This window comes from Leucobacter soli, from assembly GCF_042659205.1.
Taxonomy (GTDB): domain Bacteria; phylum Actinomycetota; class Actinomycetes; order Actinomycetales; family Microbacteriaceae; genus Leucobacter; species Leucobacter soli.
This window is the reverse complement of the sequence record NZ_JBHSRW010000453.1, coordinates 1-754: the sequence shown is the minus strand read 5'-3', so window position 1 is coordinate 754 and position 754 is coordinate 1. Positions and strand designations below refer to the sequence as shown.

Below are 754 nucleotides of genomic sequence, written 5' to 3'. Positions count from 1 at the left end.
GACGCGCACGGCCAGCTGATCGCGAGCGCGGGCGCCGGCAGACTGCATATCGACGACGCGACCGCGGTCGCGCTCGGGCGCCCCGTCCGCGTCCGCCATCCCGGCCTGCAGACGCACCAAGTCGGATCCGATCGCGACCTCGCCGGCTACTTCGTCATCGCCTCGCGCACGAGCGTCACCAGCCGCAACCGGGATCTCGCGTCGCAGGCGGCGGCCCTCTTCGATCTGCTCCTGCGCACCCGCGACCCGTCCCTCACCGAGCGCCTCGGCCGCACCGCACTGCTCGACATCCTGCTCGCCGGCGGCGCCACGGCGGCCGAACTGCTCCGCCGCTGGGACGTGCGCGAGACCGACCTGACCGCGTTCGAGTTCGGAGCCCGGACGCGCGCCGTCGATCTCGAGCGCATGATCGTGCGCTGGTTCGACGAGCTCGGCCTCGAGCACGTGTTCGTCCGGGAGCCGGACCGCGTGCGCGGCTTCCTGCCCGACGAGTACGTCGAGGAGCTCGTCACCCGCGTCAGCGCCGTCACCCCGCTCGGCAGCGGATCGGTGCATCTCGGCCTCGGCCTCCCGGCCCCCGCCGAGCGGCTCCGGCGCAGCGCGATCCAGGCCAGGCAGGCGCTCGACTCCGCGATGATGGATGGCCGCACCGTGCTGCGGTACGCCGAGCTGCCCACGATCGGCCTGGTCCTCGCCGGGATGACGGGCGATGGCACGGCGCAGCTGGCGGGCGCGCTCGACCCGCTGCGCGATC

1 pseudogene is annotated in these 754 nt (G+C 74.0%); it reads left to right on the top strand.

The features are described from left to right. Positions 1-754, top strand: a pseudogene (locus ACFPZL_RS13900) (PucR family transcriptional regulator); the annotation flags it as partial.